The sequence below is a fragment of the Mesorhizobium sp. M0894 genome (assembly GCF_040319725.1).
Classification (GTDB): Bacteria; Pseudomonadota; Alphaproteobacteria; order Rhizobiales; family Rhizobiaceae; genus Mesorhizobium.
On sequence record NZ_JAMYOG010000029.1, the window covers coordinates 1 to 17,014 of the forward strand.

Below are 17,014 nucleotides of genomic sequence, written 5' to 3' on the forward strand. Positions count from 1 at the left end.
CCCCTCACCCGGATTGCCAACCGAATTGCGAAGGGCAATTCGGGGCAATCCGACCTCTCCCCGAGGGGAGAGGAGGTCGCCGGCGTTAACGCCAGCCTCTTCTCCCCAGCGGGGAGAAGGTGGCCGCGAAGCGGCCGGATGAGGGGGGCCCCCTATGCGATAGCCCTGCCGTTGGGGGGGAGATCGCTGCTTCGCCCATCAGCGCCCCCGCCCGCCTGCCTCCAGCTTCTGCTCGGCCGCAATCAGCATCTCGACAAACCTCGTCACCTTGGGCGGGCGGAAGCGGGCGGCGGGGTAGACTGTGTAGATGCCGCCGGAGGGCAGCCGCCACTCGGGCAGGACCTGCACCAGCCGCCCGGCGGCCAGCTCGTCCCGCACCAAAAAGTCTGGCAGCACCGAGAGGCCGGCGCCGGCGCGGACCGCCGCCAGCACTGCCGGCGTTGCGTCGATTGAAATCGTTGCCTGCATTCGCACGGCCTGCTGCTCGTCGCCGCGCGAAAATTGCCATAGCAGCGGTTCGCGCAGCGCCATGTTGGCGACGAAGGGCAGCCCGGCAAGGTCTTGCGGTTCGCCGGCGGTGAAGCGGCCTTCAAACCCGGCGCCGCACACCATGAATTTGTTGGAAGGTGCCGATGCGCCGCGCCTGCAGGCTGGAATCGGCCAGCCAGCCGACGCGGATGGCCACGTCGATGTGGCCGGAAACCAGGTCGATCGTCTCGTCGCCCAGCGTCAGCTCCACCCGGCAGGCGGGATAGCGCGCGCTGAAGGCGGCGACCACCGGCACCACCGCCGACGTGCCGTAGTCGTTGGACGCCGCGATGCGCAGCGTGCCAGTCGGCTCGGCGGCGGCCTGCGCGAGTTCGTCGAAGGCATCCTCGGCCTGCTGCAGGACTTGCAGGCAGCGGGCATGGAATGTCCGGCCGGCCTCGGTCGGATGGACGCGGCGCGTCGTGCGGATCAGCAGCGTCGTTCCGACATCGCGCTCCAGCCGCGCCACCTGCTGGCTGACGACCGCCTTGGTGATGCCCAGCCGCTCGGCGGCCCGCGTGAACGAGCCGGCGTCGACCACCGCCGCGAAATAGGCCAGCCGGTTCAGGTTCATGCTTGGCTCATGGCGGTCTCATTGTCAGGCAATGGCATACATTACGTCTATTTTGTCGGCCTTCAATACGCATTCCGCTTTTGCCATCTTGCGGGCATCGAGGCTGCGCGCCGCCGAGTTCCGCATTCCCAGGAGACATCCATGTTCACACGGAGAGCCATCATGAAAACCACCCTCGCCGCCGGCGCTGCCGCGGTCTTTGCTCCCGCCGGGCTCGGCCATGCGGCCGGCGGGCTTTCCTGGAAGCATTTTCCGGCCGGGCAAAACGGCTTCTTCCGCGCCCCGGTGCTGATCTCCGGCGCCACCGAAGCCGTGCTGATCGACGGTGGTTTCACCTACCCCGACGGCCGCGCCGTGGCCGAAGCGATCAAGGCCACCGGCAAGACGCTCACCACCATCTATGTCAGCCAGTCCGACCCCGACTATTATTTCGGCCTCAAGCCGATCAAGCAGGCGTTCCCGCAGGTACGGGTGATCGCCGCAGCCGATACGGTGGCCGCCATCAACGGCAATGTCGAAAAGAAGCTCGCCGTCTGGGGGCCGCAGCTCAAGGAGAATGGCCCACAGGCGCTCGCCGACGTCGTCATCCCCGAAGCTTTCGACGGCAAGACGCTCAGCGTCGACGGCGAGAGCATCGAGATCGTCGCCGCGGAAGGGCTCGCCAATCGGCGCTATCTCTTCGTGCCGTCGCTGAATGCGGTGTTCGGCGGGGTGATGATCTTTGCCGGCGTGCATGTCTGGACCGCCGACACGCCGACCAAGGAACTGCGCGCCGCCTGGCTGGCCAATCTCGAAAAGATCGCAGCGCGCAAGCCGGCGATCGTCGTGCCCGGGCACATGACACCTGAGGCAACTACCGACCTTTCAGCCGTCGAGCACACCAAGACCTATCTCATCGCCTTCGAGGAAGAACTGGCCAAGGCCAAGGACGCGGCCGCGCTGAAGAGCGCCATGGAAGCCCGCTTCCCCGGCCTCGGCATGGGCGTTGCGCTCGACATCGGCTCCAAGGTTGCCACCGGCGAGATGAAGTGGGGCTGAAATGGCCGCCAATCTCGACCCTCGAGGGGGAGATCGGAAGCTTCAGCCTCGGCGCTCGATCCTGCAATGCTGGTGATAGGCGAAATCGCCGATGACAGCCAATCTCCCCCCTCGTGGGGGAGATGCCCGGCAGGGCAGAGGGGGGCGCGAATGAACGCCGGCCTTCGCGCCCAAACTTACCGCCCCTGCCCGCCTGATGTCGACACGCTCATGGGCCAGCGGGCGCTGACGCCAAGCGCTTGATTACGGTCATCCGCCGAGACGGTTGGTGCGCTTGCTGGCTTCGGCCTTGGCCCGCGCCTCGACCGCCCTTTCGATCTCGCGCTTCAGCTCGTCCTTGATCGCCACCGTCTCGGCCATCAGCGCCTCGACCTTCATGAAATCGAGCACGCGGTATTTCGACACCGCCGGCCGGATCAGGATGTCGGGCCGGCTCTGGTTCAGCTTACTGGCGATGATCGACTGCATCATCAGCTGCGTGGCACCGAACATCAGGTCGACGGAGGTCGGGAATTTGCGCCCGGCCTCGGTCGGCGCGCCGACCACGTCGACGGCGATGATGATGTCGGCGTCGAGCTCGATCAGGTCGAACGGCACGGGATTGTAGATGCCGCCGTCGATCAGCAGCCTGCCGTCGCGCATCACCGGGCGGAACACTGCCGGGATCGCCGCCGAGGCAGCCAGCGCCGAATGCAGCTCGCCCTCGTCGAACACGGCGAGCTTGTGGCCATAAAAATCCGTTGCCGTCACCTTCAGCGGTATCTTCAATTCGGCGAAGGTCTCGGGGATGGCGTCGGGCAGGAACGCCTTGAGGATGCGCTCGACATTGAACTGGCTGACCCGCAAGCCGCCCTGCAACGCTTCGGCAAAGGTGCCGGGCCGCGCCCGCCACATGCGCGTCGCCACTTCGGCGCGGCGGCCGAGGATCGAGCGCGTATAGTCGTGGATGTCCTTGCCGGTCATGCCCGAGGCCATGCCGGCGCCCATGATGGCGCCGATCGACGAGCCGGCGATTGCCGCCGGCCTTATGCCCAGTTCGTCCAGCACCTCGATGACGTGGATATGCGCCAGCCCGCGCGCGCCGCCGCCGCCAAAGGCGATGCCGAAGCTAGGCGCCATTTTGGGTGACATTTGACGACAGGACAGCCGCTTTCGACCTGCTCTTGTCGAGGTTGGCGCCGCCCCTCACCTGCCTGCCGGCATCCTCTCCCCGTATAGTGACGGGGAGAGGGGCGCTCTCATCGATGGTTTTGCCAATCGCCAGCGCTGCAAGAAGGGCGTCGGCATTGCGGCCAGCCCCCTTCTCCCCGTCACTATACGGGGAGAAGTGCCCGGCAGGGCGATGAGGGGCAGCGCCAGCGCCCGAGAAATGCAGGCAACGGCTCATCCCTTGCTTCCTAGCTTCGGCCCGACCACCATGACGGCCGGCTCGGCGGAGAGCAGCTTTTTTGCCGCCGCCTTGACCTGGTCCAGCGTCACCGCGTTTATCAGCGCGGCGCGGCGCTGCATGTAGTCGATGCCGAGCTTGCCGAGCTGGATCTCGACCAGCGTTGAGGCGATCGCGCCGGAGGAATTCAGATTGTTGATGGCGTAGGCGCCGATCATGTATTTCTTGGTCGCCGCCAGCTCGCCTTCGGTCGGCCCCTCCTCGGCCATGCGCTTGACCACGTCGCGCACCACGGCCAGCGTCTCGGCCGCCCTGTCGGCGCGGGTCGAAGTGGTGATGGACAGCGCCTCGGAATGCTGGTGGTCGACGAGGTCGGAGCTGACGCTATAGGCCAGGCCGCGCTTCTCGCGCACCTCGTCGAACAGCCGCGAGGTGAAGGTGCCGCCACCGAGGATCTCGTTCATCAGCACCGCGGCGAAGAAATCCGGCGCATTCCGCTTCACTCCGGGATAGGCGAGTTGCAGCGAAGCCTGCGGCTGGTCGTACACGACCTCGAGCTGCTGGCCAAGTTTCAGGTCGATGTCGGGAACGGGCGTAAGCGCCTGCTTTTCCGGCAGGCTGCCGAATACCAGGTCGAGCTTCTGCTTCAGCGTCTCGGCGTCGATGGCGCCGACCACCGCGACATGCAGACCGTCGCGGGCGAAATTTGCCTTGTGGAAGGCGCTGAGATCGGACGGCGTGATCGTCGCGATGCTTTGCCTGGTGCCCTGGTCCGGCCGCGCATAGGGATGCCTGCCGTAGATCGCGTCGAGCCATTTGCGCTGGGCGAGCGTATCGGGATCGCGCTCGTTGGCGATGATGCCGGACAGGATTTGCGCGCGGATGCGGTCGATCGGCACCTGGTCGAAGCGCGGCTGGTTGACCGCCACGCGCAGCAGGTCGAAGGCGCCGTCGCGCTGCTCGGCCAGCATGCGCATCGAGCCGTAGATTCCGTCGCGCTGCGCATCGAAGCTCATCTCGGCGCCGACATCGTCAAGCTTGACCTGGAAGGCCTCGCTGTCGAGGTTGCCGGCACCTTCGTCGAACAGACCGCTCATCAGGTTGGCAAGCCCTTCCTTACCGGGCGGATCCTGCGTCGCGCCGCCATCGAAGACGAAGCGGATGGCGACGATCGGCACCGAATAATCCTCCACCAGCCAGGCGGTGATGCCCTTCGACGAGGTCACCTCCTGGATGTTCATGGCAGCACGAGCCGAAAGCGCCGGCAGGATGAGGAAGACGAGGGAGAGGATGAGGGTCGCTAGAAGAGGGCCGGAGCGCGCGTGCTTCCCTTCTCCCCTTGTGGGAGAAGGTGGATCGGCGCGAAGCGCCGAGACGGTTGAGGGGTGTTGGACGGAGTGCCGTTGGTGCCAAGCTGGAACACCCCTCATCCGACCGAGCTTTGCTCGGCCACCTTCTCCCACAAGGGGAGAAGGGGAGGAGCCCGGGGGAGAAGGCAGAGCGGGACCGTGCTGGTTCATCATCAAATCAATTCCCAGCCTGGGTTTGCGGCAGAAGATAGCCGGTCGTTGCGTGGTCGAGATTGAGATAGCGGGCAGCGACCGTCTTGACCTGGTCGGCGGTGACCTTGCGGATGCGGTCGGGCCATTGCTGGACGTCCTGGACGTTGCCGCCGGTGGCGAGCGTCGAGCCGTAGATGTTGGCCATGTCCTCCTGCTTGTCGCGGGCAAAGATCATCGAGCGGACGAAACGGTCCTTGGATTTTTCCAGCTCATCGCTGGTGACGCCGTCTTTCGCGATGCGGGCGATCTCGGCGTCGACCGCGGCCTCGACGTCTGCAAGCTTGGCATCGCCGCGCGGCGCGCCATAGACGGTGAAATTGCTATCGTCGAGCATCGTGCCCTGGAAGAAGGCGCCAGCCGGGGCGGCTATCCCTTGCCTGACGACAAGCTCCTGGTAGAGCCGGCTGCGGTTGCCGCCGCCGAGGATTTCGGACAGCACGTCGAGCGCTTCGGCTTCGCCGGGCTTTGCCGTGTGATAGGACGGAACCACCCACTGCGTCGTAAAGCTCGGCACGCTGACGCGCCCGTCGGTCAGCGTCACCGTGCGCCTGGTGTTCTGCTCGGGCTCGATCGGGCGGATCCGCGGCGGCAGATCCGGGCCGCGCGCGATCTTGCCATAGGTCTTTTCGGCCAGCGCCTTGACCGTTTCCGGCTCAACATCGCCGGCCACCACCAGCACGGCGTTATTGGGCGTATAATATTTGTTGTAGAAGGCCATCGCGTCGGTGCGGTTCAGCTTCTCCATCTCCTGCATCCAGCCGATGACCGGGATGCGGTAGGGCTGGTTCTGCCACAGCGTGGCGTCGATCTCCTCGTCGAGCACCGCCTGCGGATTGGAGTCGATGCGCGAGCGGCGCTCCTCGAGGATGACGTCGCGCTCGGTCTTGATGACATCGTCGTTGAGGATGAGATTGCGCATGCGGTCGGCCTCGAAGCCCATCATCTCACCGAGCGCCTGCGGCACCACTGTCTCATGAAAAGCGGTGTAGTCGTAGGAGGTGAAGGCGTTGTCCGAGCCGCCGATGGCGGCGACGGCGCGATCGAGCTCGCCGGCCGCATGGTTGCTGGTCGCCTTGAACATCAAATGCTCGAAGAAATGGGCAATGCCGGATTTGCCCGGCGGCTCGTCGGCGCTGCCGATCTTGTACCAGACCATATGGGTGACGATCGGGGCGCGGTGGTCGGGGATGACGACGACCTCCATGCCGTTGTCGAGCAGGAAATCCGTCACCGCGCCGTCGTCGGGATTGTTGTCCGCCAGAGCCGGCGCGGCCATCACCAGGGCCAGTCCCAAGAGCGTTCCGCGCAGCCATTCAGCCTGAAATGTCATAGATGGCTCCGGTTTGGGGTGGAACGATAGGCGGGGTTGCTGGTCGAGGCAAAGCGAATTGTTCGTCATTTTGAAGGCGCTGCTTCCTCGCCAATTGCGGGGCCTCACCCAACCTCGATGAAGCGGATGACCGTCTCGCCATAGTTGCGCTCGTCGACAACCGAAAAGCCCGGCCCCGCCTCGAACGTCGCCGCCGCCGCTTCTTCGACGACGCAGAGCGCGCCGGGGGCGAGCCAGCCGCCGGCCTTGGCCGAGCGCAAAGCGCGTTCGCCAAGGCCTTTGCCATAGGGCGGATCAGCAAAGACGAGGCCGAATGCGGCAATGGTGCCCGCCTCGCCCAAGGCCGTCGCGTCGCGACGGAAGATCTTGGTGCGGCCGGTGAGGCCGAAAGCCTCGACATTGGTGCGGATCAGGCCGCGCCCTTCGGCGGATTCCTCGATGAAGACAGCATAGGCAGCGCCGCGCGACAGCGCTTCGAGGCCGAGCGCGCCGGTGCCGGCGAACAGGTCGAGCACGCGCGCGCCGTTCAGTTTTTCGGGAAAGCGATGCGCCAGCACGTTGAAGACCGCCTCACGCGTGCGGTCGGTCGTCGGGCGGATGGCAAAGGTGCGGGGCGTCGCCAGCGGACGCCCGCGAAGCTCACCGCCGACGATCCGCATTGCTTCCTTTCGGGCCGCCACGCGGCCGGTCGCCACCGCTATCCGAACGTTCGCCACGAGGCTTGCCGAACGGCTTTGCACCGCCGGGCTTGCCATAAGACGGCTTGAAAGCGGCCTTGCGCGCCTTGTTTTCCGCCGCCTTGGCGGCGTCTGCCTCCGCCCTGCCCTTGCCGATCGGCCGCGCCCCCGGCGCCATCCAGACATTGGCCTTGCGCTGGCCCGGCGGTTCGATCGGCCGCTGCTCGCGTTCGGATTTCTTGCCGCCGAAGCCGCCACGAGGCTTGTCGCCACGGGGTTTGTCCCCGAAGTCGCCGCGTTCAGGTTTGGCGCCACGCTCGCCAAAGCTCCTCTCCGGTTTTGTCGACAGCTTGCCGAGCGCTTCGTCGCGGCTGCCTTCGCGGCGCTTGCGGTTCTTGATCAGGCCGCCCTCGCCGATCGGACGGCGTTCGCCGTCACGGGTGAATTTCGGCCGCTCGGGCTCCTCCTCCCGCTCACGCCTGACCGGCTTGTTGGAAAACGGCTTGGCGATATCGGCGTCGAAATTGGCACCGGACTCTTCGACCAGGCGCTCGCCGAGCTGGTCGCGCAGCACGCGGCCCTTGATCTCCAACACATGGCCTTCCGGCAAATCGTCGAGCTGGAACGGCCCGTAGGAAATGCGGATAAGCCGCGTCACGTCGAGACCGAGCGAGCCCAGGATGTTCCTGACCTCACGGTTCTTGCCTTCCCGCAGGCCGAGCGTCAGCCAGGCATTCGAACCCTGCTCGCGGTCCAGCGTCGCCTCGATGGCGCCATAAAAGACACCGTCAACGGCAATGCCTTCGCGCAGGCCCGCGAGCGCGCTTTCCTCGACCTTGCCGTGGACGCGCACGCGGTAGCGCCGCAGCCAGCCGGTCGCCGGCAGTTCGAGCACGCGCGACAGGCCGCCATCATTGGTGAGCAGCAGCAGCCCTTCGGTGTTGATGTCGAGCCGGCCGATGGTCATCAGCCGCGGCAGCCCGGGGGGCAGCACGTCGAAGACGGTCTTGCGGCCTTCGGGATCGCGGTTGGTGGTGACCACGCCGGCCGGCTTGTTGAACAGGAACAGCCGCGTGCGCTCGATCGGCGGGATCTCCATGCCGTCGAGATGGATGATGTCGCCGGGCATCACGTTGAAGGCCGGCGAGGTCAGCGCCCTGCCGTTGACCTTGACGCGGCCGGCCGCGATCAGTTCCTCGGCATCGCGGCGCGAGGCCAGGCCGGCACGCGCCAGCCGCTTGGCAATGCGTTCGCCGGCTTCTTCCGTTGCCTCGACGCGACACGGACGCGGCTTGAAGCCGCCCTCCGATGCCGCCTGTGCCCTTTGTGCCCCTTGCGGCCGATCGCCGCCAAAATCACGCTTGGGACGATCCCCGAAGTCACGCTTGGGACGGTCGAAGCGCTTTTCGCCGTGCTCGCCTTCGGCAGCGGCCGGCCGGTCGCCGCGCGGCGCGTAGGGCTTGCGCGGACCTTCGCGCTTCTCATAAGGCTTGCCCTCCGGACGCGGCCCTTTGCTGAATGGCCTCTCGCTGCCTTTGAAGTCGCGCTTCGGCCGCTCGCCTTCGGCAGCTGCTGGCCGGTCGCCGCGCGGTGCATAAGGCTTGCGTGGACCTTCGCGGTTCTCATAAGGCTTGCCTTCCGGACGCGGCCCTTTGCTGAACGGCCTGTCGCCTTCGCGCTTCGGCTTGAAGTCACGCTTCGGCCGTTCGCCTTCGGCCGCCGCCGGCCGATCGCCGCGCGGTGCATAAGGCTTGCGTGGACCTTCGCGCTTCTCATAAGGCTTGCCTTCCGGACGCGGCCCTTTGCCGAACGGCCGGTCGCCTTCGCGCTTCGGCTTGAAGTCGCGTTTCGGCCGTTCGCCTTCGGCCGCCGCCGGCCGATCGCCGCGCGGAGTGTAGGGTTTTTTGACGCCGAAGGACGGCTTGCCACCCTTGCCGGGAGCGCCATCGCGACCACGCGGCCCCGCCGGTTTCGGGCCGGCCTTGCGCGGGAATTTCTTGTTTTTGTCGTCCATGTGGCCTTTGCTCGTTTGCGCGGGTAGTAACAGGATCGCGCTCTAGTGGCGAGGAGATAATCGGAATGGAAACCGCGTGAGGCGGCAGGATTTCATGGCGCTGGCGCTGAAAGAAGCCGAAGCCGCCGCCCTGCGTGGCGAGGTGCCGGTTGGCGCGGTCGTCGTCGGCGGCGATACGGTCGTTGCGAGTGCCGGCAACCGCACCCGCGAGTTCGCCGATCCGACCGCCCATGCCGAGATGCTGGCGATCCGCGAGGCCTGCCGCAAGCTTTCCAGCGAGCGGCTCAGCGGCCACGATCTCTATGTGACGCTGGAGCCGTGCACCATGTGCGCCGGCGCCATCTCTTTCGCCAGGCTGCGCCGGCTCTATTTCGGCGTCGCCGACGAGAAGGGCGGCGCAGTCGTCAATGGCGTTCGCTTCTTCACGTCACCGACCTGCCATCATGTGCCCGACATCTATCCTGGCATGGCCGAGAACGCTGCAGCAGCATTGCTGAAGGACTTTTTTCGCGAGCGACGCGGACCCTGATTTTCCTGGTTCGGCAGACGGACCGAATCCAAGTCAGCCAATCCAGTTCAGCCAATCCAGGCCAGAACGTCTCTGGCGCCGTCAGTCTACCAGGGCAGCCAGTCGAACATGCCGCTGCTCTTGCTCTTGGCGGCCGCCTCCCTTTTGAGGCGGCGTTCCTTCTTGTACTCGTCCTCGCCGAGGTCACCCTGCGGCGCAGTGTCGGCGGCAGCGCGGTATTGCACCGGCGGCTCGCTCAGATATCTGCGGGTGGTCGGGTCGCCCTGTTTGCCTTCAGCCCGGCGGCGCATGATTTCCGCGGCGCGGTCCTTGTCCGAATCGGCCGGAGTCCAGGCTGGCGGGTGGCTCGAGCCCGACTGCTTCAGCGCGGCCTTGACCGACGCCGGATCCGTCTGCACGTCATCGATGACCTGCGCCTGGTAGGCCGGGTCGTCCTGATGCAGGGTGGCATCGGCGCGCAGGCGGGCACGGCGCTGCTCCGGCGATTCGGGCCATTCGGCACTCGCCGTCTCGATGCTTTCCTGCGGCGGCGGCAAGACTTCCTTCTGCCCCGGCCCTGGCTTCACCAGCGTGGGGCGCGGCTTGTAGTCGATACTATCCTTGCGTTTGGGTGCGAAGGAAAAAGCCCCGGTGAGGTCGCCGGCAAGCTGCGCGCCCGCGGTCTTGTCGGTCCCGTAGGTGGGCGAGCCCATGCAGCCGGACAAGGCGAGGCTCGATACGACAAGCGGCGCCAGCAGCGCGACGCGCGCGTAAGTTCTCTCGGTCATGCCAAAAAGTCCCACTGTAGACAGCCTCTCGATTGCCGCCGGCCAAAGAAAGGTCCGGCCCCCATCGCCTATGCTCTTCCGACGGAATTCCGGCGACAATTTGTCGTCCGGAGTTTCGCGTGTTTACCTCAACCACTCGTTAAGGGCAACGCACGGGGGCCGATCGGCCGCCCGCCGTGGCAATTGTGCACCGCCTTAAAGGCGGCTCAAAGCCTTCAGCTCATGCAGGACAGCTGCGTCACGGGCCGAAACATCCGGGAATTCCGGATCTGAGCCGACATCGGCGGTGTAGCGCCAGGAGCGTGCGCATTTCACCAGGCCGCGGTCCTCCGCCTTCTCGACGACCACGGCGACGCCTTTGACATCGTCGAGGGTAAAGCCGCCCGCCGGCGCCTTGCCGTGCGCGATAACCAGATCGCTGGTGATCGCCATCTCGGCCATGTCGACATCGGCGATCGCCGCTTCGAGTAGGGCATCGTCGAGAGTGACGACCGGCACCGCTTCCAGCGAAGAGCCGATGACCTTCTGCGCGCGGGCGATCTCCAGCGCGCCGGTGACGACACGGCGGACCTGCCGCACCTTGCGCCACTTCTCCGCCAGCGCCTCGTCCTTCCAGTCCGCCGGGATCTCCGGGAACTGGTCGAGATGCACCGAGACGACATCCGGATGACGGTCGAGCCAAGCCTCTTCCATGGTGAAAGGCAGCATCGGCGCCAGCCATTTCACCAGACAGTCGAAGAGATGGCGCACCACCTGCACGGAAGCCTTGCGCTTCACGCTGGAAGGCGCTTCGCAGTAGAGCGCATCCTTGCGGATATCGAAATAGAAGGCCGACAGCTCGATCACCATGAAGTCGAGCAGCGCGCGGGTGATGCGCTTGAATTCGAAGGCGTCGTAGCCCGAGCGTACGACTTCATCGAGCTCGGCGAGCCGGTGCAGCATCAGCCGCTCCAGCTCCGGCATCTTGTCCAGCGGCACCTCCTCGCCATCGTCATGGGCGAGCGTGCCCAGCATCCAGCGGATGGTGTTGCGCAGCTTGCGGTAGGCGTCGATGTTGGTCTGCAGCACGTTTTTGCCGAGCCGCTGGTCTTCCCAATAATCGGTCGTCACCACCCACAGCCGCAAGATGTCGGCGCCGGACTGTTTGATGACGTCCTGCGGCACGACGGTGTTGCCGAGCGACTTCGACATTTTCCGCCCCTCCTCATCCATGGTGAAGCCATGGGTGACGACGGTTTCGTAGGGCGCCCTGCCCCTGGTGCCGCAGCTTTCGAGCAGCGAGGAGTGGAACCAGCCGCGATGCTGATCGGAGCCTTCGAGATAGACGTCGGCCGGCCATTTCAGGTCGGGCCGGTCCTCAAGCGTGAAGGCATGCGTCGAGCCTGAATCGAACCAGACATCGAGGATGTCCATCACCTGCTGCCATTTCGAGGCATCGTGATTGCCGAGGAAACGCTCCTTGGCGCCGGCGGCGAACCAGGCGTCGGCACCTTCCTTCTCGAAGGCGTCCATGATGCGCTGGTTGACTGCCTCGTCGCGCAGGACATTGCCGTCGGCATCGGCAAAGACGGCGATCGGCACGCCCCAGGCGCGCTGGCGCGACAGCACCCAGTCAGGGCGCTCCTCGATCATGGCGCGGATGCGGTTCTGGCCGGCGGCGGGTACGAAACGGGTATCGTCGATGGCTTTCAGGGCGCGGCTGCGCAGCGTCGTGCCGTCGCCAAGCTCCTTGTCCATATAGACGAACCATTGCGGCGTGTTGCGGAAGATGATCGGCTTCTTCGAGCGCCAGGAATGCGGATAGGAGTGCTTCAGCCGGCCGCGCGCGAACAGCGCGTTTCGCTTGATCAGCTCGTCGATGACGGCCTGGTTGGCGTTGCCCTTCTTGCCATCGTCGTCGATAACGCGCGCCGCCCCACCCTCGCGGTCCGGGCCGAAGCCCGGCGCGTCCTTGGTGAAGAAGCCGGCATCGTCGACGGTGAAGGGGATCGCGGTGTCGATGCCACGCTGGCGAAGATCAGAGGCGGCATCCATCCAGGCGTCGAAGTCTTCTCGGCCGTGTCCCGGCGCGGTGTGGACGAATCCGGTGCCCGCATCGTCGGTGACATGATCGCCGGCCAGCATCGGCACAGGGAATTCGTAGCCACCACCCAGACTTTTGAGGGGATGCGAAAGCGTAAGATTTTCAAGCTCTTCGGCGCCAACGCTGCGAAGACGATTCAGGGTGACGTTGGCCTTCGCGGCAGCGTCGTCTGCAAGTTTCTCGGCAAAGATCAGCTTTTCGCCGGGCTGGGGGCCAAAGGCGTTCTCGGCCGCCGTGACCTCGTAGAGACCATAGTTGATGCGCGGCGAGTAATTGACGGCGCGGTTGCCGGGGATGGTCCACGGCGTCGTGGTCCAGATGACGACGTTGGCATCAAGCAGATCGAGCGACGTCTGCGTCAGCTTGGGATCCAGGGCTGGCTGCCCATCATCGATGTTGATGACCTGGCGAGCGAGGCTGACGACCGGAAACTTCGCCCAGATCGTGTCCGACTCATAGTCCTGGTATTCGACCTCCGCCTCGGCCAGCGCGGTGCGCTCGACCACACTCCACATCACCGGCTTGGAGCCGCGATAGAGCTGGCCGGACATGGCGAATTTCAGCAGCTCGCCGGCGATGCGCGCCTCGGCGTGGAAAGCCATCGTCGTATAGGGATTGTCGAAGTCGCCGACGACGCCGAGGCGCTGGAATTCGGAACCCTGCACCTTGATCCAGTGCGCCGCAAACTCGCGGCATTCCTGCCGGAACTCGTTGACCGGCACCTCGTCCTTGTTCTTGCCCTTGGCGCGGTACTGCTCTTCGATCTTCCATTCGATCGGCAGGCCGTGGCAATCCCAACCGGGTACATAGTTCGAGTCATAGCCGCGCATCTGGAATGAGCGGGTGATGACGTCCTTGAGGATCTTGTTCAGCGCATGGCCGATATGAATGTTGCCATTGGCATAGGGCGGGCCGTCGTGCAGCACGTATTTTTCGCGGCCGGCTGCGTCTTCGCGCAGCTTGCGGTAAAGGTCCATATCCTGCCAGCGCTTGACCAGCAGCGGTTCCTTTTCCGGCAAACCGGCGCGCATCGGAAAATCCGTCTGCGGCAGGTAGAGCGTTTTGGAATAGTCGATCGTCTCGGCGGTCTCGGTATCAGTCATTCGTCTGCCATATGCGTTGCCCGTCGGCAAAAGAGCCCGGGCGTTGAACTATCATGATCTGGAAAAAGCGCGAGAGGCCGCGCGCAAGATTCCCGGCGGCTCCGGCGGCGGTCAAGCCGCCCGGAACACCGGGCCTGTAATTCGTATCGCAGTCGCGAGAAGGCGCGAAAAGCTCGTCATGGCTGGGCTTTTAACTGAGACAGGCGATGTTGAAAAGCCCGAACTCTGATGCTTCCGCTAGGAGCGTACACCAATTGCGCCTATGTTTGTCGGTAGATGGCGTCGAGAGACCAGCATCTTCGGTTTGCATTTCACAGTTTAGCGCGCTGGAAGGACGGAATGTGACCCTGACGACTACCGAGTCCGCCTTGCGACTTGAACGCATTTCAACGATGGCGAATCGCGTTTTTGGCAACCATGAAAAGGCGCAACGCTGGCTGCGTAAGCGAAGTCGGGTTCTCAACGACGCGCCCATCGATCTCCCTCAGTCTGCAACAGGTGCCACGCTTGTGGAAGAGGAACTCAACCGGATCGGCTACGGCATAGTCGTCTGAGCCTTGCGGCTCTCCGTCGTGCACAACCCGCCCGCTCACATCGAGAAATCGAAGCGATAGGTCGTCGACACGCCGATCATGAACTGATCCCTGGAGCCCCGCTCCTTGACCAGGCTGGAATCGGCGGCCGGGCCCATCAGGCGGGAATATTCGCCGAACAGACTGGCCGTCATCGGCTCGGTCACCTTCCAGGTCACCGCGCCGCCCAGGCCCGCGGATTTCACCCCGCCGCCTGGATGATATTCGCTGAGCCCCGAGGCCAGTGACTCCTTGGCATCAACGCCATAATAGGCGTCGAAATAGTCCGATGAGGCGAATGAAACGCGCGGCCCGCCGGAAATCCTGACGTCGGGCGTCACATCGTAAAAGGCGTCGGCGGCGATGTCGGCGACAAAGCCGTTATGGGCGCGAATGCCGTGCCGCAATTCGGCGCGGGCACGCAGCCAATCCAAAGGATAGAATTCGAAGAAGCCGCCAGCCTCGCCGCCCCAGCGCACCGGGTCGAGACCCTTCAATTCGTCGGCGTCACCACCATCGCGGGAAAACAGGAACTTGCCTGTCAGGCCGGCGCGGACGCCGCCATCGTCGATCAATGCCAATGAGATATTGTCGTTGCGCGAGTTGAAGCGCGCCGCGGGACCAGCCTTGCCGAGCGAGATGATCGGCGAGGCGCTGAGCAGGTACTTCTTGCCGCCCTCGAAATTCGGCGCGACCATGCCGGTGGCGCCGACCGTCAGGTACCAGTCTCCGGACAGCCAGCCGAAGGTGCCCTCGCCGGCCTTGGCAACGCCGCAGGTGCCGAGCATGAATGCGGCCAAGACCGTCGGGATCGTCGGGACTGACCGCATCGTTACTCCATACGTCGAACGCATTGGCCGATACAACCAGCCTTCATCCAAGCCATGGCGCCATTTCGGTAAAATTTGACTTAATATCCGTAACATTGGCGGCGTTGGCCCTGTTTTCCGCATAGCAACGAATCGTATTGGCGCACCAAGATCCCAGATCAAGACGTCTGGAATGCGCCAGCAGTTGCCTCGGCAAGGGTTCCAGCAGTTGCCTCGGCAAGGGTTATAAATACTCGTGGACAAACATGCCCGCGCTGTGAAGAGCGCGGCGACCGGCACTCAACCGCGCATTCCAAACCGGCCAAGCGTGAATCATATGCGGCCAAATTTCGAGACGTACTTTGACGTCAGTCGCGCCAGCGGCTTCCGCGAGCCGAGTTGCGTCCGACAACAGCGTCTCGGCCGAACCGACTTGTATAAGCATTGGGGGAAATCCGCTCAGATCGGCGAACAACGGCGAGATCAGGGGATCGCGCCGACCAACGCCATTGGGAACATAGGCGGTTGCCAGTTCCTCCAAATACGCCCGGTGGATGATGGGGTCGATTGCGTCCTTGGTTGATAGTGTCGCGCCGGACATCGAAAGGTCCGTCCAGGGCGAAACCAGCCAAAGACATCGCGGCAACGGCTCGCCTGCCGCGCGCAATATACTGACCAGGCACAGGGTGAGGTTGCCGCCCGCACTGTCTCCGCCAACCACGATGCGATCCGGCGCGATCCCTTGCCGCCTCAGAAAGCGCCATGCGGTGAGTGCGTCTTCATGTTGCGCAGGGAAAGGATGTTCCGGTGCGCGTCGATAGTCGATCGCGAGAGTGCGCATTCCCATTGCCCGACCTGCCTCTGTCACCATTCGACGATGACTTTTAGGAGAGCCGGAGCAGTAGCCACCACCGTGGAAAAACAGCAGAACCTTATCCCTGTCACTCCCAGGCGCCAGGGACCACTCTCCCTCGAGGCCATCGAAAACCACATCCTCGCATCGGATGTCCTCGGCAATCGGCCACACCGAACCAACCTCGTCGAGCCGTGCCCGGCGTTCGTCCCAGCGGACCGTTCGTGGCTTTGAGGTCAACAACCTGCGGACGGCGTTGATCTCCGTCAGATCGAGGTGTTCGTCCACGTCGCCCATTTTGCTTCCCTAGCCTCATCAAGCGTAGAAAACGGCGTACAGCAGCACGTCATCGATAAAGGGCCAATGCCAGCGCTGGGGATTTTTCGTTACACTTGCGTCATGGCGAATACACGAGACGGCGGGTCGCCCCTAAACCCACTCGTCATCTTTAGCACTCCCCTCGCATATGGTCGAATATTCCATCTGATATTTGGCCTCTTCGGGACAAAGCGGAAGTGTGGCAAGCGGATCGCTCGGGGCGTGGCGCTCGCAGCCTGCTCGCTGGACGGGCAAGGCGATCGGCGCTACCTTCCGGAACAAAGAAGCTAGGCAACCTTGAGGGAGAAGGGTGATGACACTGCACGGCGACGCCTTGAAAGACGCCATTGGCCAGACGCGGGCGAAGTGGGGATGGTTCGTCGCGCTTGGGGTGCTGCTGCTTGTCTTCGGCGGCATCGCTTTCGGCAATCTGTTCATCGCAACCGTCGCCTCCGTCTTTGTCGTGGGCTGGCTGATGCTGATGGCCGGCGTTGTCGAGATCATCCATGCCTTCGGCGTGAAGACATGGGGCCGCTTCTTCTATTGGCTGCTCAGCGGCCTCCTCTACGCCGTCGCCGGCTTCTTCGCCTTCGACAATCCGGTCCTCGCCTCGACGGTGCTAACCTTCCTCCTGGCAGTCGCACTCCTTGCTTCAGGCGTGCTCAGGGCCTGGGTCGGCTACAGCCACCGGCCGCAGCCGGGCTGGGGCTGGGTGGTCGCGGCCGGCATCATCAGCGCGCTGGCGGGACTGGTCATCGCCATGGGCTGGCCGGTCAACAGCGTGTGGGTGCTCGGCCTGTTCCTGGCCGTCGACCTGATTTTCCAAGGCTGGACCTTCATTGCCGTCGGCTTGGCGCTGAAAAAGTAGAT

At 64.4% G+C, this 17,014-nt stretch carries 14 protein-coding genes and 1 pseudogene; 5 read left to right on the plus strand and 10 right to left on the minus strand.

The genetic code is table 11. The features are described from left to right. Positions 1-198: 198 nt before the first annotated feature. Positions 199-1,102, minus strand: a pseudogene (locus tag NKH91_RS30290) (LysR family transcriptional regulator). Between the two features lie 141 nt (positions 1,103-1,243). Between NKH91_RS30290 and NKH91_RS30295 the strand changes: the two are divergent. Further along, complete coding sequence (locus NKH91_RS30295; protein ID WP_352849078.1) at positions 1,244-2,140, plus strand: MBL fold metallo-hydrolase; 897 nt, start codon at positions 1,244-1,246, stop codon at positions 2,138-2,140. Positions 2,141-2,389: 249 nt separating this feature from the next. On the opposite strand, the gene NKH91_RS30300 is transcribed toward NKH91_RS30295, so the two are convergent. The 5 genes from NKH91_RS30300 to NKH91_RS30320 all read right to left on the minus strand — a co-directional run bounded on the left by NKH91_RS30300 (position 2,390) and on the right by NKH91_RS30320 (position 9,110). Next, the gene (locus NKH91_RS30300; RefSeq protein ID WP_352849080.1) at positions 2,390-3,259 is read right to left on the minus strand and encodes a patatin-like phospholipase family protein; all 870 of its coding nucleotides are present in this window, start codon (positions 3,257-3,259) and stop codon (positions 2,390-2,392) included. A 264-nt stretch (positions 3,260-3,523) separates the two neighbouring features. Continuing rightward, positions 3,524-4,768, minus strand: coding sequence for a M16 family metallopeptidase (locus NKH91_RS30305; RefSeq protein WP_352849086.1), 1,245 nt, complete (start codon positions 4,766-4,768; stop codon positions 3,524-3,526). A gap of 286 nt (positions 4,769-5,054) precedes the next feature. Further along, a complete protein-coding gene (locus NKH91_RS30310) occupies positions 5,055-6,419 on the minus strand; it encodes a M16 family metallopeptidase (protein WP_352849088.1) in 1,365 nt (454 codons plus the stop codon). 104 nt (positions 6,420-6,523) lie between these two features. Continuing rightward, positions 6,524-7,078 carry a 16S rRNA (guanine(966)-N(2))-methyltransferase RsmD gene (gene rsmD / locus NKH91_RS30315; protein ID WP_352849091.1) on the minus strand — a complete coding sequence of 185 codons (555 nt, stop codon included), beginning with the start codon at positions 7,076-7,078 and terminating at the stop codon, positions 6,524-6,526. Then, the gene (locus NKH91_RS30320; RefSeq protein WP_352885031.1) at positions 7,059-9,110 is read right to left on the minus strand and encodes a pseudouridine synthase; all 2,052 of its coding nucleotides are present in this window, start codon (positions 9,108-9,110) and stop codon (positions 7,059-7,061) included. Before NKH91_RS30320 ends, rsmD begins: the two co-directional genes overlap by 20 nt. A gap of 76 nt (positions 9,111-9,186) precedes the next feature. On the opposite strand from NKH91_RS30320, the gene NKH91_RS30325 reads away from it, so the two are divergent. Continuing rightward, positions 9,187-9,639, plus strand: coding sequence for a nucleoside deaminase (locus NKH91_RS30325; protein WP_023717130.1), 453 nt, complete (start codon positions 9,187-9,189; stop codon positions 9,637-9,639). A gap of 86 nt (positions 9,640-9,725) precedes the next feature. Here NKH91_RS30325 and NKH91_RS30330 read toward each other — a convergent pair whose 3' ends face one another. Then, positions 9,726-10,406 carry a hypothetical protein gene (locus NKH91_RS30330; RefSeq protein ID WP_023717129.1) on the minus strand — a complete coding sequence of 227 codons (681 nt, stop codon included), beginning with the start codon at positions 10,404-10,406 and terminating at the stop codon, positions 9,726-9,728. 195 nt (positions 10,407-10,601) lie between these two features. Beyond that, entirely contained in the window at positions 10,602-13,592 is a 2,991-nt protein-coding gene (gene ileS / locus NKH91_RS30335; protein WP_352495537.1) for an isoleucine--tRNA ligase, read from the minus strand. 43 nt (positions 13,593-13,635) lie between these two features. Here ileS and NKH91_RS30340 point away from each other — a divergent pair, with 43 nt between their 5' ends. Continuing rightward, entirely contained in the window at positions 13,636-13,821 is a 186-nt protein-coding gene (locus tag NKH91_RS30340) for a hypothetical protein (protein ID WP_023717127.1), read from the plus strand. A 112-nt stretch (positions 13,822-13,933) separates the two neighbouring features. Then, positions 13,934-14,146, plus strand: coding sequence for an antitoxin Xre/MbcA/ParS toxin-binding domain-containing protein (locus NKH91_RS30345; protein ID WP_352495538.1), 213 nt, complete (start codon positions 13,934-13,936; stop codon positions 14,144-14,146). 35 nt (positions 14,147-14,181) lie between these two features. Here the strand turns inward: NKH91_RS30345 and NKH91_RS30350 are convergent, their stop codons facing one another. Continuing rightward, the gene (locus tag NKH91_RS30350; protein WP_023717125.1) at positions 14,182-14,994 is read right to left on the minus strand and encodes a MipA/OmpV family protein; all 813 of its coding nucleotides are present in this window, start codon (positions 14,992-14,994) and stop codon (positions 14,182-14,184) included. Positions 14,995-15,217: 223 nt separating this feature from the next. Continuing rightward, complete coding sequence (locus NKH91_RS30355) at positions 15,218-16,123, minus strand: alpha/beta hydrolase (protein ID WP_352481725.1); 906 nt, start codon at positions 16,121-16,123, stop codon at positions 15,218-15,220. Positions 16,124-16,457: 334 nt separating this feature from the next. Here NKH91_RS30355 and NKH91_RS30360 point away from each other — a divergent pair, with 334 nt between their 5' ends. Next, complete coding sequence (locus NKH91_RS30360; RefSeq protein WP_023717123.1) at positions 16,458-17,012, plus strand: HdeD family acid-resistance protein; 555 nt, start codon at positions 16,458-16,460, stop codon at positions 17,010-17,012. Positions 17,013-17,014: the final 2 nt, after the last annotated feature.